Annotated in this window: 20 protein-coding genes; 9 read left to right on the top strand and 11 right to left on the bottom strand. The window is 48.5% G+C overall.

Going from position 1 to position 24730, the window contains the following annotated elements:
• Positions 1–105: 105 nt before the first annotated feature.
• The 3 genes from MHB84_RS15600 to MHB84_RS15590 all read left to right on the top strand — a co-directional run bounded on the left by MHB84_RS15600 (position 106) and on the right by MHB84_RS15590 (position 4609).
• A complete protein-coding gene (locus MHB84_RS15600; protein ID WP_076287555.1) occupies positions 106–2328 on the top strand; it encodes a methyl-accepting chemotaxis protein in 2223 nt (740 codons plus the stop codon).
• Between the two features lie 119 nt (positions 2329–2447).
• On the top strand, positions 2448–3449 hold the full coding sequence (gene moaA / locus MHB84_RS15595) for a GTP 3',8-cyclase MoaA (protein ID WP_076287554.1): 1002 nt from the start codon (positions 2448–2450) through the stop codon (positions 3447–3449).
• A gap of 323 nt (positions 3450–3772) precedes the next feature.
• Positions 3773–4609, top strand: a complete 837-nt coding sequence (locus MHB84_RS15590; protein ID WP_076287553.1) for a methyl-accepting chemotaxis protein — start codon at positions 3773–3775, stop codon at positions 4607–4609.
• A gap of 87 nt (positions 4610–4696) precedes the next feature.
• Here the strand turns inward: MHB84_RS15590 and MHB84_RS15585 are convergent, their stop codons facing one another.
• Positions 4697–5305, bottom strand: coding sequence for a LysE/ArgO family amino acid transporter (locus MHB84_RS15585; protein WP_076287552.1), 609 nt, complete (start codon positions 5303–5305; stop codon positions 4697–4699).
• Between the two features lie 157 nt (positions 5306–5462).
• On the opposite strand from MHB84_RS15585, the gene MHB84_RS15580 reads away from it, so the two are divergent.
• Complete coding sequence (locus MHB84_RS15580) at positions 5463–6950, top strand: aminotransferase-like domain-containing protein (RefSeq protein ID WP_076287551.1); 1488 nt, start codon at positions 5463–5465, stop codon at positions 6948–6950.
• 115 nt (positions 6951–7065) lie between these two features.
• Here the strand turns inward: MHB84_RS15580 and MHB84_RS15575 are convergent, their stop codons facing one another.
• From MHB84_RS15575 to MHB84_RS15550, 6 genes are all read right to left on the bottom strand, one after another.
• Positions 7066–7893, bottom strand: coding sequence for a carbohydrate ABC transporter permease (locus tag MHB84_RS15575; RefSeq protein WP_076287550.1), 828 nt, complete (start codon positions 7891–7893; stop codon positions 7066–7068).
• Positions 7890–8774, bottom strand: a complete 885-nt coding sequence (locus tag MHB84_RS15570) for a carbohydrate ABC transporter permease (RefSeq protein WP_076287549.1) — start codon at positions 8772–8774, stop codon at positions 7890–7892. Before MHB84_RS15570 ends, MHB84_RS15575 begins: the two co-directional genes overlap by 4 nt.
• A 78-nt stretch (positions 8775–8852) precedes the next feature.
• A complete protein-coding gene (locus tag MHB84_RS15565) occupies positions 8853–10133 on the bottom strand; it encodes an ABC transporter substrate-binding protein (protein WP_076287548.1) in 1281 nt (426 codons plus the stop codon).
• A 144-nt stretch (positions 10134–10277) separates the two neighbouring features.
• Positions 10278–11378, bottom strand: a complete 1101-nt coding sequence (locus tag MHB84_RS15560) for a response regulator (RefSeq protein ID WP_076287547.1) — start codon at positions 11376–11378, stop codon at positions 10278–10280.
• Positions 11375–13165: a sensor histidine kinase gene (locus MHB84_RS15555; RefSeq protein ID WP_076287546.1), complete on the bottom strand. Its 1791-nt coding sequence runs from the start codon at positions 13163–13165 to the stop codon at positions 11375–11377. The genes MHB84_RS15560 and MHB84_RS15555 overlap by 4 nt, the downstream gene beginning before the upstream one ends.
• A gap of 130 nt (positions 13166–13295) precedes the next feature.
• The gene (locus MHB84_RS15550; RefSeq protein ID WP_076287545.1) at positions 13296–15299 is read right to left on the bottom strand and encodes a beta-galactosidase; all 2004 of its coding nucleotides are present in this window, start codon (positions 15297–15299) and stop codon (positions 13296–13298) included.
• Positions 15300–15545: 246 nt separating this feature from the next.
• Here MHB84_RS15550 and MHB84_RS15545 point away from each other — a divergent pair, with 246 nt between their 5' ends.
• Positions 15546–16520 carry an AraC family transcriptional regulator gene (locus tag MHB84_RS15545; protein WP_076287544.1) on the top strand — a complete coding sequence of 325 codons (975 nt, stop codon included), beginning with the start codon at positions 15546–15548 and terminating at the stop codon, positions 16518–16520.
• 41 nt (positions 16521–16561) lie between these two features.
• Here the strand turns inward: MHB84_RS15545 and mobA are convergent, their stop codons facing one another.
• Positions 16562–17158, bottom strand: coding sequence for a molybdenum cofactor guanylyltransferase (mobA, locus tag MHB84_RS15540; RefSeq protein WP_076287728.1), 597 nt, complete (start codon positions 17156–17158; stop codon positions 16562–16564).
• 96 nt (positions 17159–17254) lie between these two features.
• Here mobA and MHB84_RS15535 point away from each other — a divergent pair, with 96 nt between their 5' ends.
• On the top strand, positions 17255–18481 hold the full coding sequence (locus MHB84_RS15535; RefSeq protein ID WP_076287727.1) for an MFS transporter: 1227 nt from the start codon (positions 17255–17257) through the stop codon (positions 18479–18481).
• Between the two features lie 390 nt (positions 18482–18871).
• Here MHB84_RS15535 and MHB84_RS15530 read toward each other — a convergent pair whose 3' ends face one another.
• Positions 18872–20611 carry a glutamine--tRNA ligase/YqeY domain fusion protein gene (locus MHB84_RS15530; protein WP_076287543.1) on the bottom strand — a complete coding sequence of 580 codons (1740 nt, stop codon included), beginning with the start codon at positions 20609–20611 and terminating at the stop codon, positions 18872–18874.
• 260 nt (positions 20612–20871) lie between these two features.
• Here MHB84_RS15530 and MHB84_RS15525 point away from each other — a divergent pair, with 260 nt between their 5' ends.
• Together MHB84_RS15525 and MHB84_RS15520 are read left to right on the top strand one after the other, a co-directional pair.
• On the top strand, positions 20872–21129 hold the full coding sequence (locus MHB84_RS15525; protein ID WP_090808970.1) for a DUF2164 domain-containing protein: 258 nt from the start codon (positions 20872–20874) through the stop codon (positions 21127–21129).
• A gap of 31 nt (positions 21130–21160) precedes the next feature.
• The gene (locus MHB84_RS15520) at positions 21161–21709 is read left to right on the top strand and encodes a GNAT family N-acetyltransferase (RefSeq protein ID WP_076287542.1); all 549 of its coding nucleotides are present in this window, start codon (positions 21161–21163) and stop codon (positions 21707–21709) included.
• Positions 21710–21894: 185 nt separating this feature from the next.
• Here the strand turns inward: MHB84_RS15520 and MHB84_RS15515 are convergent, their stop codons facing one another.
• Positions 21895–22683: an SDR family oxidoreductase gene (locus MHB84_RS15515; protein WP_076287541.1), complete on the bottom strand. Its 789-nt coding sequence runs from the start codon at positions 22681–22683 to the stop codon at positions 21895–21897.
• 24 nt (positions 22684–22707) lie between these two features.
• Positions 22708–23211: a GNAT family N-acetyltransferase gene (locus MHB84_RS15510; protein ID WP_076287540.1), complete on the bottom strand. Its 504-nt coding sequence runs from the start codon at positions 23209–23211 to the stop codon at positions 22708–22710.
• 237 nt (positions 23212–23448) lie between these two features.
• On the opposite strand from MHB84_RS15510, the gene MHB84_RS15505 reads away from it, so the two are divergent.
• Positions 23449–24726, top strand: a complete 1278-nt coding sequence (locus tag MHB84_RS15505; protein ID WP_076287539.1) for a methyltransferase domain-containing protein — start codon at positions 23449–23451, stop codon at positions 24724–24726.
• Positions 24727–24730 lie beyond the last annotated feature (4 nt).

Raw genomic sequence — 24730 nt, 5'->3', positions numbered from 1 at the left:
AAGGCGGTGTCATTGATTCCCGTCCACCACCCATAGTGGCTGGATAATCGCGTTTCCGAACAGTCTCGCAAAAGATTTTTAAAATCAGAAATCGGGGTGGTCCGTATGTTTGATTGGCTGGGATGGAGAAAAGGGTGGCCGCTGTGGCGGTCGTATCGGTTGAATGAAAATATGAAGCAAGACGTAGAGGAAATCTTTGAGGGCATCGCCGAGACCCGGCGGCAGCTCTTGATGGATTGGGCTGAGGAGCAGTGGAATCATCTGGATCGATTGCTTCAGCAGGTACGAGCTGTTCATCCGCAAGGTATGTTACAAGGCACAGAAGATGTACACGGATTGGAGGTATGGTTCGCAGCAAGTTATGTACGCGCTACGGATTGTACTGAGCTTTTTATGCTTAACGAGCAAAATCAGGTTGTATTTTCTACATATAAGAAACATATTGGACAAGTCTACGAAGATGGAAATGCTTTGATCGGGCCAGGATTAAGGTATACCCAAGCGGATATCAACGGACAAAAGTGCCTGTTTGGACCTTATTCTGATCCGCTCACACTAGAAATTGGACCACGTTCTTCCACGTTTCACGATGATGTAACCTTGACGTTTATCGTACCGATCATGGAAAACGGCCGTTACATCGGTTCCCTGTGCAGTCGTGTGCCTAATGATGTATTGGGTGATCTGATCCAGCGTGAATCAGGCCACATCTACCCTGATTCGGGGGATAATTATCTTTTTATGGCTGAATCAAAACTGCGGCCCACGCTTCAACCCGGGACTGCCCTGTCCCGCAGCCGCTTCGAGGATCATACATTCACTCATGGGGAGAATCTGAAAGACGGCGTAACCACCGCATGGGGCGTTGTATCTGTTAAAGAACATACCGAATTGGAACTGATGTTTACCGATCCTTCCACCAACGAACTTCATCCTGGTGTAGCGAATACCATTTGCAATGGCTCCAATCTGTTTGTGGCTTTTCCAGGTTATTCGGACTATCGTCATATTTCAGTTATTGGTAAAGGCATCACGTTCCAGCTCCCCCATTGTCCGGATCTGTGGGGCATGATGTGTGAAGGCGATCTGGAGGAAGTTTATCGTATACGCAGCATTGGCTGGCGCCAATTCAAGCAGCACAGCTTATACATCCTGTTGTCAGGCATTGCAGGAGCGGCAATTGTATATGCGCTGACTGGAAGTGCATGGAGCGCAGCAGCCATCGCTGCCTTTAATATCATCTATGGATTTCTGACCGCAAACCAGCTGCAACGGAAACATGTTCAACGGGTCCATGAGGATTTGCGCCGCATTAGCCGATTTATTCGAATTAACGCAGAAGGCAAGGGCGATCTGACCCAGCGTCTGGATACGTCGGCTTTTGCCCAGGATGAATCAGGTGAACTGGCGAAATGGATCAACAATATGATTGACTCTCTGGAAGGAATTATGCTCAAAGTACAGCTTGCCACCGTGGATGTGATGAACAACCAGCACCAAATGCGGACGTCAACGGAAACTACACAGGGAACAACCGAACGTGTAAATCTCAAACTTGGCTCCATGATTCAGGGGATACGCAAACAGCTTGAGGACCTGGATCAGGCCAAAGTAGCCGCCGACGAAATGCGCCTCACCCTTCAGCAGCTTGAAGTGTCTGCCACCGAGCAGATTGACGTTGCCCGTCAGGAAGTGGAGCGTATCGGAGACAAAATGACCCAGATCTCGGGAGCCGTGTCCGACACCAACCATACGATTTTATCCTTTATGGCGACCATGCAGGACATCTACCGCGCACTTGCTGTCATTGATGAAATTTCGGCACAGACCAATCTGCTCGCACTGAATGCTTCCATTGAAGCAGCTCATGTTGGCGAACTCGGACGTGGATTTGCCGTCGTTGCTGGTGAGATCCGCAAGCTGGCCGAATTATCCCGTTCCTCCACGGAAGATATTCATCAGATTCTGGATAATATCTCTGTAGCGGCAGGAGCAGCCTCGCAATCCATCAAGGAAGGCGATCAGGTGCTGGCTGAAGGCACAACGCTTGTTCAGGCTGCTTCGCAGTTACTCCAAAGTGCGACGGCTGAAGAACCTCAAAGAACACAGGTTGTGGATCAGGTCGTGGTATTGATGGAGAATATCGCTGCCATCAGCCACAAAAATCGTTCCACGTCTTCGGAGGTGGAAGCCGAGATGGTCGAGCTTATTAACGACATGCTGCACGTTCAGCATTCATCGCACAATGTGGAAGCCATCACGGTCTTCTTGCAGCAGCTTGTCGGACAATTCCAACTGACCCATCCCGATAAAAACGTAATTATCTGAGGTCATCATTGACGCGGATTGGAGAAATAGCTAAAATTTGATGCAACTGTTCGTTTAGATATTGTCGGTTCATTTCATATAGAAGCTTTCCAATTTGAATCAATGAAAGGGTGGTCTGCATGGAAATGCTCCAGGATTCTTTTGGCAGAATACATGACTACATCCGTATTTCTGTTACGGACCGCTGTAATTTGCGTTGTGTGTACTGTATGCCCGAAGAAGGCATGGAATTTGCCCCGCATGACCAAATTATGAGCTACGAGGAAATCGCACAGGTACTCAAAGTGCTAGCTCCAATGGGAATGCGCAAAGTCCGTCTGACCGGAGGCGAGCCTCTGGTACGGAAAGATCTGCATCAACTCGTAAGTATGATCTCGGCCATTGACGGGATTGAAGATATTGCGTTAACTACCAATGCATTGCTGCTGGACAAACAGGCTCAGGCCCTTAAGGACGCCGGACTGAACCGGATTAACATCAGTCTGGATTCCCTGCAAGCGAGCCGTTTCTCCATGATTACTCGCGGCGGGGATGTAAATAAGGTGCTGAAAGGCATTGAAGCCGCCACGGCAGTTGGACTTGCTCCGATCAAGCTGAATGTCGTCTTAATGAAGGGCATCAATGATGATGAGATCAAAGATTTCATTGCCATGACCATAGATCAGCCACTGCATGTGCGCTTCATTGAATATATGCCGATTGGGCAGGCTTCAGATTCATGGCGCAAATCGTATTTGCCGCTGGAAGCAGTCACCGATGTATGCGCGGAGGCTGGCTGGACGGTGGAAAGTACGGCAGGTCCGGCAGGTAATGGTCCATCACGAAACATGAAGATTGCCGGTTCACAAGGAACATTTGGATTAATCCATCCGGTCAGTGATCACTTCTGTGATAACTGCAACCGACTCCGCCTGACAGCAGACGGGCATATCAAAGCTTGTCTGTACTGGTCGGATGAATACAATGTTCGCCGCTTCGTAGATGCCCCCGATGCTATGGCAGCTCTCTTCCTCAAGGCTCTTGGCACCAAACCGAAGAATCATGAAATGGCGCTTGCCCTGGAGCAAAAAATGCAAAGTCATACACCGACTGTACGACGCATGTCCCAGATTGGTGGATAGGCCAGCGTGATGTGGCGGGTAACACATCCATATTTATGTGCATCAGAGCAGGCAGATATAACAAACGTAAGCACCCGATATACTTCACAAAATACAGCCATTATCGATGTACTAAAAGCTGCTGAGGTCAGATGATCCTCAGCAGCTTTTTTATCATGTATTCTTCTTTTGTCTAACCTTGTTGATCAATTTTCCTGATCCCAAAATTAAAATAAAATTAATCTGCTTTTTGCCCTCTTTAGGCCTTCAAGAATCACGCAATTCTGACGATGAATATACAATACATCACGATCATACGCACACATATATAGGAGTTGATCCAATTGAATATTGTTGAAGCACTTGTTGCAGCAAGCCCGTATTTTAAAATCATGCTCAAGGAAAATGATTTGATGATTGCTGTTACCGATATGGAGCAGTTCCGGTATTACGTACGGAGCGAAGATCTTGATCTGGGTATCAAGGCTGGAGATCCGATCTCGCTTGAAGATCCTACACTACGCCGGGCGCTTATCCATGGTGAGACTTCAGCCAATCGTATTGAAGCGCATCATTACGGGACTCCCATTAACTCTGCGGCTACCCCACTTCGCGATGAAGCAGGCCAGATCGTAGGCGCATTAGCCATTGGATTTTCACTCAAAAACGAGGAAAAACTGGGGCACTTCACCGAATTGATCGGGGAAATCAGCGGTAAGTTAACCGATATGGTTCAGACCGTAGCGGCTCAATCCCAGCAACTGACCGCTTCATCTTCACAGATTTTGGACAACACACGGATGGCGGTGCAAAATTCCAGTGAAGTCACCAAGGTCGCTTCATTCATTCGTGAAATTTCGGAGCAGACGAACCTGCTGGGTCTGAACGCTGCTATTGAAGCGGCTCGAGCAGGAGAAGCAGGCGCTGGCTTTGGCGTTGTTGCTACCGAAGTACGCAAATTATCCACCGGAACCAAAGAAGCTACAGTGAACATTGAACGCTCCTTGAAGGAAGTACAACATTCCATTCGTCAGATGGAACAGGAGATTACATCCATCGCCCAATCCAGCAACCAGCAGGCCGAACTCGTCACCGAGTTCAGCGAGGTGATTGATCAACTGAACAATGCATCTCAGGATCTCAAAGCTTTTATTGAATCCATGCTATTGAAGGCAGAATAAGATAAAATACTCATTTGGCGCATTAACTATAAGGCCAGCATATAAACAATCCCCACACGTTTACCGTGAGGGGATTCTTTTCTATTTTTACGATACGATCAGCTTCCACAGCATCATGCCTGCCATTCCGACCATGACTACAGCGGACAATCGATTGAAGAAAACACTGATCCGGCCTGTACGATCTGTTCTACCTACTAGCCTGCCTGCACCTGCCAGTCCCAGAAACCATACCCATGATACCACTGCCGCCGTTATTGCAAAATAAAAGCGTGCCACCCCCTCGTATTGAAGTGAACTGGTGCCGATTACGGCTACCGTGTCCAGCAGGGCATGTGGGTTAAGTAAGGAAACGGAAGCAGCAAAGGCAATCTGTCTTCCCGCAGACAGCACTGCTGCTGAACTATTCGCAGGCCCGGAAGACTTCCAAATGCTCCATGCCATATAGAGCAAAAACACACTCCCTCCTGCATACAATACATTCGCCAGCACCGGCCATTGCAGTAAAATGAGGGACACCCCTCCGACGGCTGCTCCAATCAACAACGTATCACTGAGTCCTGCGGTTACTATCGCTGGCAGCGCCCGTGCATAACTTCGCTGACTCATGCCCTGATTAAAAATAAACACATTTTGTACACCGAGTGGCAAAATCAGGCCAAATGCCAGCACCACCGCGTGAATAATTACCCCCATCGTTCATCCCCCTTAGATATGTCTCCATAGTAGTAGAGATAACATCAGGCGTAACCAACCACTTGGATGGCACTGGACCCAACCAAATGATATAGTATTCAAAATAAGAGAAAATGTAAATCCCATCACTCATTCTATAAAGGAGGCAAACCTGCCCATGAATCGTTCCGATTCTCGACAGGGGGGCAGCTGGAAGCCGGACCCCTCCCATTCCCTACCTCTGTACCGACAGATTGAAGTCTATATCAGTGAGAAAATTACTGCCGGCGAATGGACAGCAGGATATCGGCTTCCTTCACAACGAACATTGGCTCAATCCATGGGTGTGAATCGCAGCACGCTGGTTACTGCGCTGGAAAACCTGGCCGCCTCAGGCATGATTGAAGGCAGACATGGCGGCGGAACATATGTCTGTGGCTCTGGCTGGCATGCGCTGGCTCACGGAGCCCTACCCAACTGGGAGGAAGCCATCGAAGAAGGCTGGTATTACCCCAATCTGCCAGAGGTACAGCAGATTAACCGGGCTGAGTTCCAGCCAGGCATCATCAGGCTTGGTACAGGTGAGCTTGCACCTGAGCTGATGCCCCAGGAGGCTTTTAACGACATCCTCCTTGCTCTATCCAGTCGTTCTCGTACACTAAACTACCTCGAACCTCAGGGTAGTCTGGAGCTCCGTCTGGCATTGTCCGTTTACTTGCAAGCAAGAGGCATCCAAGCCTCCCCTGACTCCATTCTGATCGTATCAGGCTCTCTCCAGGCACTGCACCTTATTTCAGTTGGGCTTCTGCCCCGCGGATCGGCAGTCCTGCTGGAAAAACCATCTTATCTGTACTCCATTCATGCCTTCCAATCGGCAGGATTGAAAATGAGTGGCATTCCGATGGATGCCGAGGGATTACACACTCCGCGTCTGGAAGATGCCGTACAGAATAATGCAAACAGGGAAAGCATCTCGCTGCTCTATACGATTCCGAGCTTCCACAATCCTACCGGCTCCGTCATGAGTGACAGCCGCCGGGAAGAACTGCTCGCCACAGCGCGGAACATCGGCATCTCCATATTGGAGGATGCCGCGTACAGCGACCTGTGGCTGGACGAGCCCCCGCCGCCATCACTGAAAGCGCGTGATAAAGAAGGACGGGTGCTGCACATGGGCACCTTGTCCAAGGCGGTCAGCCCCGGTCTGCGCCTCGGCTGGCTAGTTGGGCCGGAGCCGGTCATCCGTCGCCTCGCAGACATCAAGATGCAGACGGATTATGGCACCAGCTCCCTCGCTCAGGAGGCTGCTGCACTCTGGTTTGCGGATGGATACCACGAGCAGCATATGGATCGCCTGCGGCCAGAACTTCGCAAACGCAGAGACTTTATGCTTGAGCTTCTGCAACGCGATTTCAGTGAACTCGCTGAGTGGAGCATACCTGCCGGAGGCTTTTATATCTGGCTCCGATTTACCGCCAGTCCTCTATCCATTCGCGAACTGTTCCATGCCTGTCTGGAGAATCATGTGCTGATTCATCCGGGTTATCTCTATGACCGCCTAGATGCAGAGCACATTCGTCTGTCCTATGCCTATGCTTCACCGGATGAGATGGAGCGTGGTCTTCACTTGCTGGCACAGGCAGTCAAGAAGCTGATGTCATCATGAAATGAAAGAACCGCCATGATCGGAAGGAGTGACATCCCTCAGATCAAGGCGGTTCTTTCATGTTTTGTTATTAATAAGACAGATACGTCTCGTCTAGATCGCAGACAGGTTTTCCTTACCCTTTTACCGCACCTTCTGCAATACCCTCCATGATGAACTTTTGGAAGAACGCATAGATGAGAACCACCGGAATCGCGGTAAGTACCAGGGAGGACAGAATCAACGGCCATTCCTTATTGTACTCGCCAAACAGCATGTTCGTGGACAGAATCAGCGTATAACGATTCACATCCGTCAGCATGAGCAGCGGCAACAGGAAGTCATTCCAGATCCACAGGAAGTCCAAGATGGCGATGGTGACCGTAATTGGCAGCAACAGTGGGAAGATGATCTGGAAGAACGTCTGGAACTCATTACATCCATCCATCTGTGCCGATTCTTCCAATTCACGCGGGATGGACTTAACAAACCCGTGATACAGGAAGATCGCCATGTTCACACCAAGTCCGATATAGATCAGGGCCAATCCGTATGTGCTTCCTTGGACATGAAGTCCTTTGGCAACCCGTGTCAGCGGAATCATGATCGAGTGAAAAGGAACGAGCATGGATGCCACGAACAGGAAGAAAATCAGGTTGCTCAATCTGCCTGAAGTACGCGACAGCTTGTAGCCGGCCAATGAAGCGCAGAATACAATACCGCCAATCCCCAGGAAGGATACAATCGCCGAGTTCAAGGAGCTGCCCAGTAAATTGATTTTGTGAAATGCATCCGAGTAGTTTTCCCAATGAAATGTTGTTGGGAGAGCTATAAAGGACTGGAACATTTCGCCTTGTGTTTTGAATGAGTTCACAATCGCCATGTAGATTGGCAGCATTGCGACGAGGGAGCCCAGCACCAGCAGCAGTCGAATAAGGTAGCTGTTAATTCGTTGCATCCTCATGCTTCCACCTCTTTCTTCTTCATCACCGTAATCTGAATGAGCGTGAAGATGAGCACGATGACGAATAACACAACCGACTTGGCACTGGCATATCCGTATCTAAAATTGTTGGAGAATGCCTCTTCATAGATATTCATCGTAATGACCTGAGTGGCTCTGCCTGGACCGCCACCTGTCAGACCGTACACAACTTCAAATACTTTGAAGGCACCGTTCAGTGTCAGGAAGAAACAGATTGTAACCGCATGAGTAATCATTGGCAATACGACATTACGCAGTACCTGGAACGCGTTGGCTCCATCAATAACAGCTGCTTCCTTCAGACTCTTCGGCACACCCTGGAGTGCAGCCAGATAGATGATCATCATGTACCCCACACCATTCCAGAGCGATACGATCAGGATGGAGTAGAATGAAAATTTCGGATCACCCAGCCACTGTTGGTCCAAAAAGGAGACCGCCAACTTCTCGGCCAGCTGCGGCAGCACCTGGGAGAAGATGAATGTCCACATAAAGGCGCTGATGATCGTACTGATCATGTTCGGCATGAAAAACAGGGTCCGGAATAACCCCTTGCTGCGCGTCCGTGTCTCAATGAACACGGCGAGTAGCAAGGCAATTCCATTTTGCAGAATCAGCATAAACACCACATATTTTAACGTGAACCATAGGGAATTCAGAAAGTCGGGATCTTCCTTGAACAGCTCCACGAAGTTTCCCAAACCGATAAAACTATAATCCCGGTTCAGACCATTCCAGTCCGTCAAGCTGTAGAACAAGCCGCTAAATGTAGGATACAGCAGGAAAATGGCATAGATGATAAAGGCAGGCGCAGTGAACGCTAGCAGCGACAGATACTTCTTGAATACATTCGTAGCCATTGGTTCTCCCCCTTTTCACTATAAGCAGACTCGCGGAAACGGGGGAACGAAGACCGTTCTGCCAGCCGTTTCATCTGCTTACTTGTTGACTTTGTTGTAGGATTTCCACGCCTTGTCGAGCGCATCAATCACCTGCTGCTGATCCAGTTGTCCGGAGTAGTAACCTTGCAGCGCTTTGCCTGATTCATCCTTAACCGCTTGAGGAATGGATGGATCCTGATACGCTTTGCCTTCATTAACATATTTCAGGGCATCGTCTACCCAAGGGAAACTTTTGAAGTCATGAATTTTGGCAACCGGATTGAATTTCAGTGCTTCGTAGAATGCACTTGAATCCTTGTCATCGAGAACATAGTTTACGAAGTCGAGTGCCACTTCCTTGTTTTTGCTGGAGGAAGATACGGCCAGTGAAGTCGATGTGCTCAGGTTGATTTTGGTATCATCCGGGTTGTCATTGATCGGCAGTGGAGCTACGCCGAAGTTGATATCCGGATTGGACTTCAGGATGGTTTCTGCGAACCAAGGTCCTTGAATCCACATTGCTGCTTTGCCTGTTGCAAAGGCTGCCGATCCATCATCGCCGCCCACTTCGAGCGCTTTCTCCGTTCCATTGGCATTGACGAGATCGAAGATGTCGAACAAGGATTTCATATCCGAGAAGGAACCTTGATCCTGATTCATCTTATCCAAGAAGTCTTTATGTTCTGACTGAGTCAGTGCACCTACTGTAAGTGGCAAGAAGAGTTGTGGAATCCAGGCCTCTTTGTAGGACAGTTCAAACGGTGTGATGTTGGCTGCTTTCAGCTTTTCCACGACCGCTTTCATTTCCGTCAAGGTGGTAGGAACCTCTAGCCCCTGCTCTTTGAAAATATCCTTATTGTACAGGTATCCCCAAGACAACGTTTCCAAAGGAACGGCCACGACTTTACCCGACGCATCCGTTACGGAAGGCTTAACGGAATCCAGTAATTTATCGACAAAAGGTTGACCCGACAGATCTTCCAGATAACCCGCTTTGCTGAACGGTGGGATTTCATTGACCGCATGAAGTGCGAACACGTCCGGTGCATCATTGGAGGCAAGTCGTGTTTTCAGAATCTGCGGCGCATTATCTGCTGGCGGCATCTCCAGTTGTACATTGACCTCAATATTCTTTTCGGCTTTCTCCTTGGCTTTGAACTGTTCTATATATTTATCGTAATGTTCTTTCAGCCGCGGCTGTGCAATGAATACTTTGAGGGACACCGTACTGCCCGATGCAGTCCCCTCCTCCTTACCATCCGTACCCGCATTGGAACCGCAGCCTGCGAGCAGAACACTCACAAGTACCGCACTTGCTACGCTTTTCCATACTTTCATCTCTTATGACCTCCCGGTGTAACTGGTTTGTCTTTCATAGGATCATTATATATCACGAAATGAAAGCGCTTCATTGGACATTATTAGACTCGTTTATTGGATTATTTTAAACCTTAATCCAATAGTAAACTCTCTGTGAATGAATTATTTAGGGCTGTTACCTGATATTCGAGGTTGTCCCTTTCGCATCTCTCCAGGTGAAACCCCGAAGTGTTTCTTGAACACCCGGTAAAAGTACGATACATCCTCATAACCCGTCATCTCGGCAATATGTTTGAATGGAATCTGATCATCGAGCACCCATTCCTTGGCTCTTGCCATCCGTAACTGGACAATATAGTCGGTCACATTCACGTTATATTCTTTTTTGAACACCTTGCTGAGATATTCTTTGCTGACAAAAAAGATCTGGGCAAGCTGCTCCAGCGTAATCATCTCCATGCAATGCTGCTCGATGTATTGCTTCACCTCATCCAGGTTCAGCTTGTTCTTGAATTTGCGCTGCGCAATCAGCTGCTCCAACGAAGTATAATAAGGCGCTGATATCCAGTCCACTGCCGATGTGATGGACGCCAGAGCAGTTGGCGGCGGGAGTACAGCTGCTACAGGTTGCTCGCATAAGCCGTTGGAAACACAAAGCTCGCCCAGCAGCGTCTGCAATTCATATGCAATCCGCCCCAGCTGTTGCGGTCTTCGGATATCACTGGTATCAAGTCGGTGCTCCAGCTGCCCGAACAGCTCATGCAATCCCTGAACGTTCAAGTCGTTAAAACGTAGGCGTGCCTGCTGCTGGAACAACGAGAACTCGCCAGAAAAAGCGGAAGGATAAGGTTCCCATGACTCCGGCCCGGACTCGGTCTTTTCCAATTCACGTTTACACTTGGCCAGAACGTTATTCAATTCATCGGGATTTACCGGCTTGAGCAGATAATCAGCGGCACGGTGACGAATCGCATGTTTTGCATAATTGAAATCATCATATCCACTAACCACAATCACTTTGATATGCGGATATTGTGCACTTAGCGTCTGAAGCAGCTCCACCCCGTCTTTACCCGGCATACGCATGTCTGTAATGATAATATGGGGCTGATGCTGCTCGACCAACCGGATCGCCTCTCCGCCATCCTCTGCCTCACCTGTTACCACCATGCCAAGCTCATCCCACGTGCCCAAATTGCGCAAAATATCTCTGTTCCATGGCTCATCGTCCACTAATAGCACTCTATAATGATCTTTGTTCACGTGATCTCGCCTCCTGTATGGCAAGGAATTCGAACAGTGACACTCGTTCCCTGTCCTTCCCCACTCTCCATGTTCATACCGTATGCAGGCCCAAAGTGCATCACGATGCGTGATGCGGCATTGACCAGGCCAATGCTGGTGCTCGAGCTCCATACTCTGTCTCCTTGCTGGGACAGCTTGGACAGTCTCGATTGCATCTCGGCCAACCTTTCTTGATCCATGCCCACCCCATTATCGGAAATGCGGATGGTTACCTCATGATCTAGCCGGACAACTTGAATGTTCAATTTCCACTCTCCCTGCTTTTTCTCCAGACCATGGACAAATGCATTCTCCACAATCGGTTGCAGGGACAACTTCGGAATGTAGCAGTCACTGAGCCCGCCTTCAATCTCCAGTTTATATTCAAGTCTGCTGCCAAAACGCTGCTTCTGGATGAGCATATAATGCTCCAGTTGGTCCAATTCGGACTGCAATGGCACGAGACCATCCGGCGCTCTGACAATATAACGGAACATCTCGCTTAATGCACGAATAACTTTGTAACTGTCTGCCGGCTTCTGTGAGTACACCATACCTCCGATCATCTGCAGCGTATTTTGCAGAAAATGCGGATGAATCTGAGACTGAAGCGCTTTGAGCTCGGCCGTCTGTTTCTCCAGATTCATGAGGTAGTTATCCCGGATATGCTCCCGAATGCGACTTGCCATACCATGCAGATTTTTCTCCAGCAGGCCAATCTCATCCACCCGACCACTGCGGACCACTTCCTTGTCCTTGATCAACTGGATTCCCTTCATGGAATTCGCCAGTCTGACAATCGGTTTAGATGTTCGCCAAGCCACAAATGCTGCCAACAACACCGAAACCACGGTAGCCAGCCCACCTACAACAAGACCATATTTCATCGTTTCCAGTGCACTCTCATTGATAACATGGGAAGGAACAATTTTGATCAGACGCATCCCTGACGGATCAATGGCATGATAGAATACATATTCCTTGGCTGTTCGAATGAAGCCGGAACTGTCCTTCGTAGCTGCAAGCTTTTCCAGTGCCTCTGCTGAAGGCTGTATCTCCTTGTTTGGCTGATAAACCGGGCTTCCTGTACTATCCGCGATGTACACCGCATAATCGCCCCGGCTGTCCAGCAATTCCAGCGTTTGATTGAATTCGGCCCACTTGACTTCCAGACTGATTGCGCCGATCTGCGCCTGATCCTCAAAACGGTTCATGCTGCGGGTCATATGAAACTTTTCCGGATCATTCGAATCATTAATAATCGTAAAGTCCTTATGCTGCTCAAAAAGTTCATGGTATGCCGCAGGAATGTCCGGGACCGATCGAATTCGGCTTTCCATTGAGTTGAAGGTGAACAGCGTGTCCAGTTCCTTCAGGTATAATTCCACGCCAAATACATAGTTACCAGCTGAATAATATACACTGTTCAGCATGTTGAACATAGCCTTCTGCTCATCGAATCGACTGGCAGCTGGAGCATCCTGATTCAATGCCAAATACTGATGCAGCTCATCACTGATCTGAATGGAATAGATGAGATTGTTCATCCGCGCGAATTGTTCACCCAAATAGATGGAGGCCCAATTCATATTCGCACGGTTGGTCTCCATGACCTCTTCTTCCATGGAAGAACGGGTATTTTCTGCTGCTACAACTGTCATGGCAATTACGGGCAGAATGGCCAGAAACGTCATGGTGAGGATTAATTTGTTGCGAATGCTGCGTTTGAACGGATCAGTAAGCTTCCGATATAATTCGGTAAACACGAGGCATCCACTCCTGAGCTATGAGCTAAAATAAGATAAACGCCCCAGCATGAAGCCGAGGGCGCTTTGGTCTTGGTATTCTTTTTATAATCATTGAAAACAGACTTGTCAATTCATTTATGATTTCCCATTATTGCTCAATAATGCAGAACCCCCATGGTTCAAGCACCATATTCTGCCCTCCGGACACCGCTGTTCCTGCCAAAAGTTCCGTTCCGTCCCCGTAAGCATATACGAACGAAGTCGCCTGATCGGAGTAGTTAAAGAAATACCGAATCGTATTCCCTTGCTCATTCACTCCGTTCTTAACGATAATTGGAAAAGCCAATTCCTGATCGGTTCCCCACAGTCCGGCTTCCTTCATGACACGCTCCAACACGTTGCGGATCACCTCGGAGCTGGTATAACATCCAACGTACGTTGCTTTGCCCTTGCCATAGGCATTCTGGGTAATTGCCGCATATTCTCCCCAATGAGGATGATCATACCAGGCCAGCACTTCTGCAGTTGTTGGTGTGATCAGTTCCATCCAGGTGTGAATCTGATTCTGTTCCTCTCCAACCTCGAACGGATCATCTCGAAGCGACACATTTTTCGGCTCAACGAACAGGTTGTAACTGATGCCACAAGCCTCACTGATCAGTCCAGGCTGGCGGGTAGAGCGGACCTTAATATGCTCATTGGCGAATCCGCTCTTGAAGGAGTAAACGACATGCCCACCATCCTGTACAAATTCGTTCAGCCTCTCAAGCAAGGCATCAGAAGCTGCGTACAAAGCAGGCACAACGATCACATCATAGCCTTCATAACTCTCCACGGACGGATCAATCAGATCACAACCAATATTCATTTTGTATAATTCGTCATACATCCAGCGGATAACGTCGTTGTATTTTTTGTCACTCTTAAAATTAAATCCGAACCACTTGATCGACGTCAACGCCTCATTGCTGAACAGCATAGCTACCCGATTCGTTTTCTTCAAATTCACCAGTTGCGGGCTAAGTCTGGCAAAATCCCTACCGATTGTTTTGGCCTCATTGTAGACCGGATTCGGTTCAAAATCATGGCTCAGCAACCCTTTCCAATACGTCTCGAACGAATTATGCAAGGAATGCCAGTGCCAGTAAGCAACCATGTTTGCTCCCGAGGCCAGGTGGCTAAACGCCTGAAGGCGAAGCTGTCCCGGATAGGGAACCCAATGCCAGAAAGCCTGCGCTTCCGTCTCCAGTACAAGATAGTTCGATTGTTTGGTGGAACGTGCCACGTCACCGCCGAATGAAATCTCAATGCCGGTCAGATCATCCTGCGACGGATGGTAGATGTCCACACTAGTGATATCAAAAGGTTTGGATGCGGCAAAATGGTCCACATCCCCCTGAATGCCGTACGAGTATCCACGCCAGTCGAAGTCAAAGTTCTGGGTGACAAACTGACCTTCCTGTTTGTACTCATTTACAATTCCGACCTGCCACGCCAGAAAGTTGGTTACCAGTTGGCGCTGGAATTTAGCAAATTCAGCTCCCAGACTGCCATTGATTGTACCAACAACAGACGGGAAATCCTCCCAGCTATTGATACGGTTACTCCAATAGTCGAGACCAAATTCCTTGTTCAGATCATCCAATGAGCTGAACTTGTTACGCATATATTTGACGAATTGCAATTGTACATTATCTCCGGCAGTGTTGTAATGCTTCGTTTCGTTATCCGTCTGATAGCCAATCACGGCAGGGTGTTTGCTGACACGGGAAATCAGCTTGCGAATGATGCGTTCCGCGTAGAACAGATACGTTGGATGTGTGATATCCATGATCTGCCGTGCTCCATATTTTCCCGGTCCCTGTGCCGTTGTTGCCAGAACATCCGGGTGCTCCTTGACCATCCACGTCGGAACAGCATACGTAGGTGTACCCACAATAACCTGAATGCCCGCTGCATGCATGGCATCCAGTACACGATCTACTGAGGAGAAGTCGAATACGCCATTCTGTGGTTCATGCGTACTCCAGGTTGATTCCGCAATCCGCACCACGTTGATGCCTGCATCTTTCATCATCTGAATATCCTTGTCCAATCGCTCATAAGGCATATATTCGTCATAGTAGGCTACCCCGTACAATAACTTGTCCATGTTAAAATCCCCTTTTCATCCGGAAGTATGAAGCTCTTGGCATTTATACAAAATGAAATGATGCAATTGAAAAATGATAACGTTTACATTATTATCTATTGAAGTACATCAGAGACTTAGCAATCTGTCGAACGCTCTCCTGTTCTGCGATTTTCAATGTTGGCGTTAAACTGATTATAATGAAGTATACTATGCGTGCCGATTGTACAAGGCGAGTTGTTTTTACCCTTTTCCGAGGTGAATGTCATGGATATCCGATCGCAGCTTCGAGAAATGCCACATCATACATTGGCTCACTGGTTGCCTATTATCGACTGTAACATTAAATTCTATGGAGCGCACAGCCAACAAGTTCCATACGGTTGGGCGATGCCGGAAGAATGCCATCCGGGCTTTGAAATTATGCTGATTATAAAGGGGACTCAGGAGAGTGTAATTCACGGGTATACCTATACGGTTGAGGAAGGTTCGATTCTGCTGATTCCACCAGGATTCAAACATACAAACCAATGTGTATCATCAGAGGGCATGACATATTTTAGTGCTCATTTCAATGTAGATGATCCCGTATTTACCCTGAAGCTGATGTCACATCACAGCCGAATCTATGAGGCAGGCACCACAGATAACATGCAAATGCGCCCTGTCCTGGAGAACTGGATGAACATGATCAGAACATCAGAGGCATACACTTCCACAGACAAATTTATCATGCAGGCACGCATGTTTGAATTGTTTGCCCTGCTGTCCCAGGCAGCTGACCGTGAACCGCTGCCTACCCGATCTGATGCTTCGCCTAATGCTCCAGCTCCCGCAGCCATGCATTATGCAGGGGCCATCGCAGAAGCCATCAAACAGGCGTTCCATACGCAGCTCCGAATCAAAGAGGGCAATGTATCCACCGTCAAAGTGGAGCAGATCATATCCTCATTTGGTATCAGTCCGGGATATGGGCTGCAGATCTTCCGCAGGGTGTACGGACAATCTCCACGGGCCTATTTATCCAGCCTGAAGCTGCAGGAAGCCAAAGTGCTGATCGAACAGCCGCAGCTCTCTTTGGGGGAAATCGCATGGAAGCTGGGCTATACCCATCTGTCGCACTTCAGTCGGCAATTCAAGCGATGGACTGGCCAGAGTCCACTTCAATATCGTAACGCCGTTCAGGATCTATCCAACGAATCGGGTCCAGTGGACCAGAGTTGGGAGATCAAATCGGACTGAGAAAGGTATGAGATAATGAATGAACTGATGGGCTGGCCGGATTATCGGTTACGAATATGCTCGTACTCTTCCGGGGTATTCATATTACTAAGCTGAATGGCCACATCGTGGACACCAACGCTTTCCAACTCATCAACGTCGACATATCGGCAGCCGATCTCTTCAAGCCATTGCGTTACTTTCAGTCTATTATCTATTAAGCGCTGTTCAAGTTCGGGAAGAACACGTCTATGATATGCACCTGCAAGCGGATGAACACGCCCTGCCAGTCGCGGAATGATCGCGTGATGCTCTTGACCTGATTCGACGAGCCACTTCATACCTTTGAAAAAGGATGAATTTAGCAGTGGCATATCACAGGCGCAGATGAGGTTCCAGTCTGTTTCCGAGGCTCCCAGCGCGGCATGCAGCCCTGCGAGCGGCCCTTTTCCGGGGTAATCATCCTGAACGCAGTCGTAGGGCAATGCGTTGTATGCAGCTGTGTTGGTTCCTGCGGAAACGATAATACCATTCACAGCTGGTGCCATCGCTTGGATGACCTGCTCCAGCACGCTGTAACCATTCCATTCCAATAATGCCTTATTAGAACCCATACGGCGGGATAAACCTCCAGCCAATATAATACCTGTCCATTCCATCGTGCTCACGGTAATCCTCCTCGTTCAATAAACTTATTCTATACATTGAATACCCTTTCAACAAATGATACATTGAAGAATATGATTCTGAAAGGAATGGCTCTATTGGATAGATATGCACCCGGAAGAGGCAATCCCTCTTTGGTTTCGCTGAAACTATATAACTTTTTCATTTATGGAGCCATTTCAATCTTCGCCGGTTTTCTTCAGTTGTATTTGCAGGAAATCGGGATGACCAAATTGGAGATTGGCAGTCTGATGGCGATTGGTCCGTTTGTATCCTTGTTTGCTAATCCGTTCTGGGGCTTCTGGAGCGATAAATCACGCAATATTCGCATTATTCTGATGATGATGATGGGTGGCACCTTTGTGCTTGCTCAGGCCGTATTCTATGCGCCTACGTATGCCTGGATCTATGCAGCCATGATCTTTTTTTATTTTTTTCAAAGTCCGTTGTTTGCCCAAACCAACAGCCTCATTCTCGGTTATATCGATGGCACGACTCAGAAATTCGGTACGTTTCGGCTCTGGGGGTCGCTGGGTTGGGCTCTGACTGCTGCGGCTGCCGGACCGCTGATTGACCGCTTGGGAGCAGGCAGTGTATCGATTGTATTTGCCTTCATGATTGTCATTGCCTTTGTCTTTGCCTTGTTTCTACCTAGACAGCCGATCGCTTCAGATACACCTGTTGTGAGCTTTCGACGTTTCGGCAAGGTGATGTTCAATCCGTACTTTATGATCTTTATCGGGCTTGGGGTACTCGTTTCCGTACCCAACGCCATGAACAGTACATTTATGTCATTATACATCGTGGAAATGGGGGGCGATAAACAGATGGTTGGCTGGGCCATCTTCACATCATCCATCCTTGAAGTGGGTGTATTCTTGCTCCTGGACCGTTTTCTCAAACGCAAAATGGGCATGCTTCTCTCGTCGCTCATCCTGATCAGTCTGCTGTTCGCCATCCGCTGGCAGCTCATGGCCCTGGCGAACAATCCGTTAGAGATTGTGTTCATTCAGCTCATGCACTCCATTACGTTCGGCGGGTATTTCTATGTAGGGACTCAACTGACGATGCTGTTCATTCCAAGGCCGTACCGTTCCTCTGGTCAGGCCGTGTATACGATGGCCTGGGGCGGCCTCTCTGGTGTCATTGCCGGTCTGTTCGGCGGCTGGCTGTTCCAGAGCTTTGGTGCTGAAGTGATGTATAACATCGGGGTATTCTTCTCCCTGATCGGTGCTGTTGGCTTTGCAATCATGTGGTTCTCGAACCGCCGCAATGGCTATCAGCCAACAGTGCTGACGGAAATGGGTGAAAGATAATCTTTTGTTGGCAAAGGTTGAACCTTTCAAGATTTACACTGGAGCACTACGAGGACAGAACAATCTTTCGATCGCTGTTATCCCCGGATTTTTTTGGTTTCCCTTTTTCAAAGGGTAAAATCCAGGGATAAAGGCGAACGCTACGCTTCTCCAGCTTTATTCTGTCCTCTCCGTTATGGTGTAAATAAAGTTCAAACAATCAAACAAAAGATTAAGAATAGTAGTAGTAAAAAGAAAGGCGTCTCCATTGGCTTATTGCCCTGGAGACGCCTTTTACGTTTATAGATTAAAGTTTATTGATTTAGGTTTACAGCTTAGGCGTATAACCCTAACTTGTTTTCTCACCCTAAACCTCTAACTTCACCTATTGTTCTACCTCTATGCTTTACCTTAAGCTTTTGGCAGTTGGAACGAGCTTTTCAGGGATACAACCCGGTTAAATACCGGACGGCCTGGCTCGGAATGTTTCGGATCAACGCTGAAGTAACCGTGACGGAAGAACTGGAATTTATCCTGTGCTTTCGCTTCCTTCATCTCTTGCTCCACAAACCCTTGAACGACTTCAAGAGAGTTTGGATTCAATTGATCCAGGAACGTTTTCTCCGGTTGCTCTTCCACAACCTCCACCTCAGCGCCTGCCACGGCAGCTTCTGGCTCGATATCGGCTTCCGGTGCTTCTGCGGCGATCAGAGGTTCATACAGACGGAATTCAGCAGGCACCGCTTGAGTCGCTTCTACCCAGTGGATTGTACCTTTAACTTTACGGCCTGTGAATCCACTGCCGCTCTTCGTTTCCACATCATAGGTACAATGGATTTCAGTCACATTGCCTTCTGCGTCCTTAATGACATCGTTACATTTGATGAAATACGCATGTTTCAGACGAACTTCGTTGCCAGGGAACAAACGGAAATATTTGTTCGGCGGATTCTCCATGAAATCGTCTTGTTCAATATAAATCTCACGAGAGAACGGAATTTGGCGATTACCCATCTCAGGGTTCTCCACATTGTTCTCTGCTTCGAGCCATTCCACTTGCCCTTCAGGGTAGTTGGTAATGACCACTTTGAGCGGGTGCAGGACAGCCATTGTGCGCGGAGCTTTCAGTTTCAAGTCTTCACGTACAAAGTGCTCCAGCGTTTGCAGGTCGATAACGCCTTGGCTTTTGGAAATGCCTGTTTCGAATACGAAATCACGAATGGCTTCCGGTGTATATCCCCGACGGCGCAGACCCGAAATCGTTGGCATGCGCGGATCATCCCATCCATCCACATGTCCTTCATCCACGAGCAGTTTCAGCTTCCGTTTACTTGTCACCATTTGCGACAGGTTCAGGCGGCCAAACTCATATTGATGAGGTTGGTTCTCCATCTCACATTCGGCAATAACCCAATCATAGAATGGACGTTGGTCCTCAAACTCCAGGGAGCAGAGGGAGTGGGTTACTCCTTCAATTGCATCTTCAAGTGGATGTGCGAATGCGTACATCGGATAGATGCACCATTTGTCACCCGTATTATGATGATGTGCATGAGCAATACGGTAAATGACCGGATCACGCAGATTGATGTTCGGTGAAGCCATATCAATCTTGGCACGCAGCACTTTCTCACCGTTCTGGAACTCGCCTGCACGCATCCGTGTGAACAGGTCCAGATTCTCTTCTACAGTGCGGTCACGATACGGGCTGTTCTTGCCCGGCTCAGTGAGCGTTCCGCGCATTGCACGGATTTCGTCAGCGCTTTGGTCGTCGATATAAGCTTTACCTTTTTGAATCAGCAAGACCGCGCGGCTGTACATTTCATCAAAATAATCGGAAGCAAAACGTTTCTCGCTCCACTCATAGCCGAGCCATTTCACGTCTTCCTGAATCGATTGAACATACTCTACATCTTCCTTGACCGGATTCGTGTCATCGAAGCGCAGATTTGTTTTGCCGCCAAATTCGCCACCCAGTGCAAAGTTAATCCAGATCGCTTTGGCATGGCCGATATGCAGATAACCGTTCGGTTCCGGAGGAAAACGGGTAATGACTTCCTGGACTTTCCCTGACCGGAGATCTTCGGTAATAATATTTTTGATAAAGTTAGGTGGGGTTGTACGATTGTCCACAGGTATCAAACCTTTCATGAATTGATTGGAGCTTTCAGGAATTGCAGCAATTCCGGCTAAAATTCCTTTATAACGAAGTCATTTCCTGAAAAAATCTATTTTCTTGGAAAGTTTCGTACGCGTTTCATTTAAATATACCTTTAACGAGGAAGGAGTTCAATAAATAACGCCCCAAAATCAGGATCAGTTAAACACAAGATAGGCCCAAAACCATTTTGACGGGTTCGCACGAATCATGTAGCATGATAGAAAAACAGAATTTAAGGGAGGGTTTCCCATTGAACGCGCTAAAACTGTCCAAAGAACAACAGGATGAAGCCATACGTACCATCCAGTCGTATTTCGAAGAGGAACGCGGCGAAGAACTGGGCGATCTGGCAGCTTGGGGTGTGCTGGATCTTTTCATGACCCAGTTGGCTCCCTTCATATATAATCAGGCACTGGGTGACGCCCGTACTACGGTGAATCAACGCATGGCCTCGATGGAAGAAGACCTGTTTGCATTGGAGCGCAAGCTACCGAAGAATTCCCGATAATACATTATTTCAAAGAAAGAAGGTTGCACTCATGTTTACCTATTCATTGGATGAATATACCGAACTCCGCCCACTTGCCATGGAGCACACCAAACCGTTGTTCGAACTCACGGACCGCTCGCGGGATCAGTTGAGGCATTGGTTACCGTGGGTGGACAACGTGACCGAGATTGAGCATACTTCGAATTTTATCAGCAATGCATTGAAACAGGGCGCTGACAACGGCGGGTTCACCGCAGGTGTCTGGCTGAAAGGCGATCTTGCAGGCATCATCGGCTTCCACGAAATCAACTGGACCAACCGCTCGGTAAGCATCGGATACTGGCTTGGCAAAGGTTTTGAAGGTCAAGGCTTGATGACCAGCGCATGTCGTGTTCTGGTCGACTACGCTCTCGTCACCCTGGATCTGAACCGTGTCGAGATTCGTTCAGCAACCAACAACAAGCGGAGCCGGGCCATCCCTGAACGGCTTGGATTCGTCCTTGAAGGCGTTATTCGCCAGGCTGAGAAACTGCCTAAGGGCTATGTTAACCATGCGGTGTATGGTATGCTGCAGCATGAATGGGAACTTTTACGCTAAATTAGACTTACATAATTTGAATGGTTGGAGGACTAGCTTCCATTACGAATGACGGCCCTCCACAATGCATACATCAACCCTTAAAGCCCCTCCTACTCCACAACATGTGGAGAATAAGGAGGGGCTTATCTTATTTGCGCATTTGTGCATCCATATAAATTCGAATCTCTAGATCCGACTTCTTCTTAGAGCGCACGTACCATGCCACCATCCACCACAAGGGATGTACCTGTAATGTACGTATTCGCTCCTGATAGGAGGAACACAACTGCTTTGGCAAACTCCTCGGGTTGACCATAACGTCCCAGAGGAATTTCCTTACGAAATTGTTCGGCAACCTCTTCCTCACTTATTCCGTTCTGCTCTGCACGCGCAGCATCCAGTTCATGTATCCGATCCGTTCCAATTCTACCCGGCGCAACCGTATTGATCAGAATGCCATATGGCGCAAGTTCCCGTGACAAGGTCTTGGCCAATCCGAACACACCCGTACGGAACGTATTGGACAGAATCAGACCGGGAATCGGCTGCTTCACAGAGGTGGAGGCAATGTTCACGATATGTCCGCCATTCTCCTTCATGTAAGGAAGCGCACCGCGAATCAGTCTGACGTAGCTAAGTACATTTAATTCAAATGCACGTTCCCAATCGTCATCCGTCAATGACTCGAATGTTCCTGAAGGCGGGCCACCTGAATTGTTCACCAAAATATCAATCTGCCCAAACTGTTCGCCTGTCTTGCGAATCAGGGCATCAATATCTTCCTTGCTTGTCACATCGGTTGCACAATATTCGATACGTCCGCCACCACCGAGCTCCAGCAGCTCCTGCTTCACCGCTGCAAGCTTCTCTTCGCTCCGGCTGGCGAGCATGACATCAGCGCCTTCTGCCGCCAATTGAGCGGCTACCGCTTTGCCCAGTCCTCGACTGGATGCAAGCACCAGCGCCTTTTTACCCCGAAGTCCCATGTCCATTGTTGTTCCTCCTTCTACTCTGTTCTATCCTTTGGCCTGGATGAAATAACTCATAAGAATATCGTCCACATACTTGCCTGCGATATAAAATTCCGACACCAGTCTGCCTTCCGTCACAAATCCGCACTGTGTATAAAAAGCAATCGCCCCTGGATTGCTAGATAACACCCGCAACCTAAGTTTGATGATGCCTTGTTCAAAGGCATGCTGCTTCATGGCATCCATCAGAGCTGTAGCAATACCACAGCGCCGATCATGGGGATGAACAGCGATATTAATCTCGTATACATGGCGGTTAACAGGCATTCCTGTCGGCAGATAAAAGCCTACATAACCACATACCCGCTCTCCCTGAACGGCAATCAGCTGACTGCCTGGCGGACAATGCTGCAAATATTGTTGTCTGGATCGCCACTGAAACGGGGCCGGAGAGGTATGCTTATCCCATACCAATGCATCCAGTTCCATCAATTGGGCGGCATCCTTGATCTCGGATGGCCGAATAGTATACGTATGGCTGATAAGCATAAAAATTCAACCTTTCGTGCAATAGTCGATAACACTGCGCACAGCAGCGTTAGAAAAAATGTCTTATACCTTATTTATTTCAACATTTTGCAATTGAATGCGATGCAAAATGCTCCTTTGCTTTATATTGTAGCATAGCCTCAGACTTGACTAAAATTTCACCCAGTGGAAAGAAATGAACACTTAACCTTGCCGTAACGTCATCGTTTATACTGAATTGATAAGGAGGTGCACGTGATGAACATCAAAGAAGCCGCGGACAGACTCGGCATATCGGCAAGAGCCATTCGCTTTTACGAGGAAAAAGGACTGATCTCCCCTGTCAAACAGACAAGTAACGGATATCGTACATACACCGAGAATGACATCTGGCGGCTGCAAACCATTGCAGCTCTGCGCGAAATTGGGATGTCGCTTCAGGATATCACCCAAGCGCTCGGAGAGATTGACCAGGGTAATCAGCAGCGGCTGGAAGAATATCTGGAGCTGCAGCAGGCGGTCATGTATGCCCAGTGGGTCGAGCTAAAGCGCATGCTGGATACAACCCAGCGCATGATTGATCTCAACCGCCAGGACGGCCCACTGGATGTCAGCCATCTGCATGATCTTGCAGACAGTTCGCGCCGCCTCAGGGAAGCTCGGCAGAACTGGCATGACCGCTGGAATTACGATATGCAAGCAGCCATCCACGATCAGCGCGTACAAGCGGCGAATGACCGTCTGCCGAGACAAACCGACTCAAACATCAGCATTGATTCGGGACCTGAAGCCATGCAAACAACGGTTGAGTCGGATCGAGAAGACGGACCAGTTCATAACGGCGATGAAGTTCGCAGCCAGAAGAATAGCCGGACAGCACACAGGCCAAACAGCGATACAACGTATCCAGAAGACGTAGGATCAGGATTGGAAGAATTGGGAGTAAGAGTAGGTGCAGGACCGTTCAATATATATGACAACTATGATGAGGCGCTGGAGCAGACAGCAAGCTGGATATCTCCTGTTGCTGGCGAAAAAGGACTTGATATCGGTACAGGCACGGGAAATTTGGCTGGCAGACTGTTAGAGCGCGGCGCAGCGATGACTGCCATCGATCAATCCCGGGAGATGCTGCGTACATGCCGCACCAAATATCCAGAGATGCATGTGAAGCTTGGCAACTTTCTGGCGTTGCCTTTCGCTGACCAGTCCTTCGATTTTGTCGTATCCAGCTTCGCCTTCCATCATCTGAGCCCAGACCAGCAGCAGTTGGCGTTACAGGAAATGCAGCGGGTGTTAACTGCACGTGGACGAATCTGCCTGACAGACCTCATGTTTGTTGATGTAGCTCACCGCAAGACGTATATCCAACAGGCTGAGGCAGCAGGTCATGAGGACCAGTTACAAACAATAAAGGAACGTCATTTCCCGCTGCTGGACGTCCTGTGCGGCTCGCTGGAGGACGCAGGCTATGTGACGAAACATATACGCCATAATGCGCTTCTGCACACGTTGCTGGCCGTTCCATTGCGTTAGAATG

The organism is Paenibacillus sp. FSL F4-0087, from assembly GCF_038020215.1.
GTDB lineage: Bacteria > Bacillota > Bacilli > Paenibacillales > Paenibacillaceae > Paenibacillus > Paenibacillus taichungensis.
Note: the sequence above shows the minus strand (reverse complement) of the source record. Positions and strands in the feature narration are given on the sequence as shown.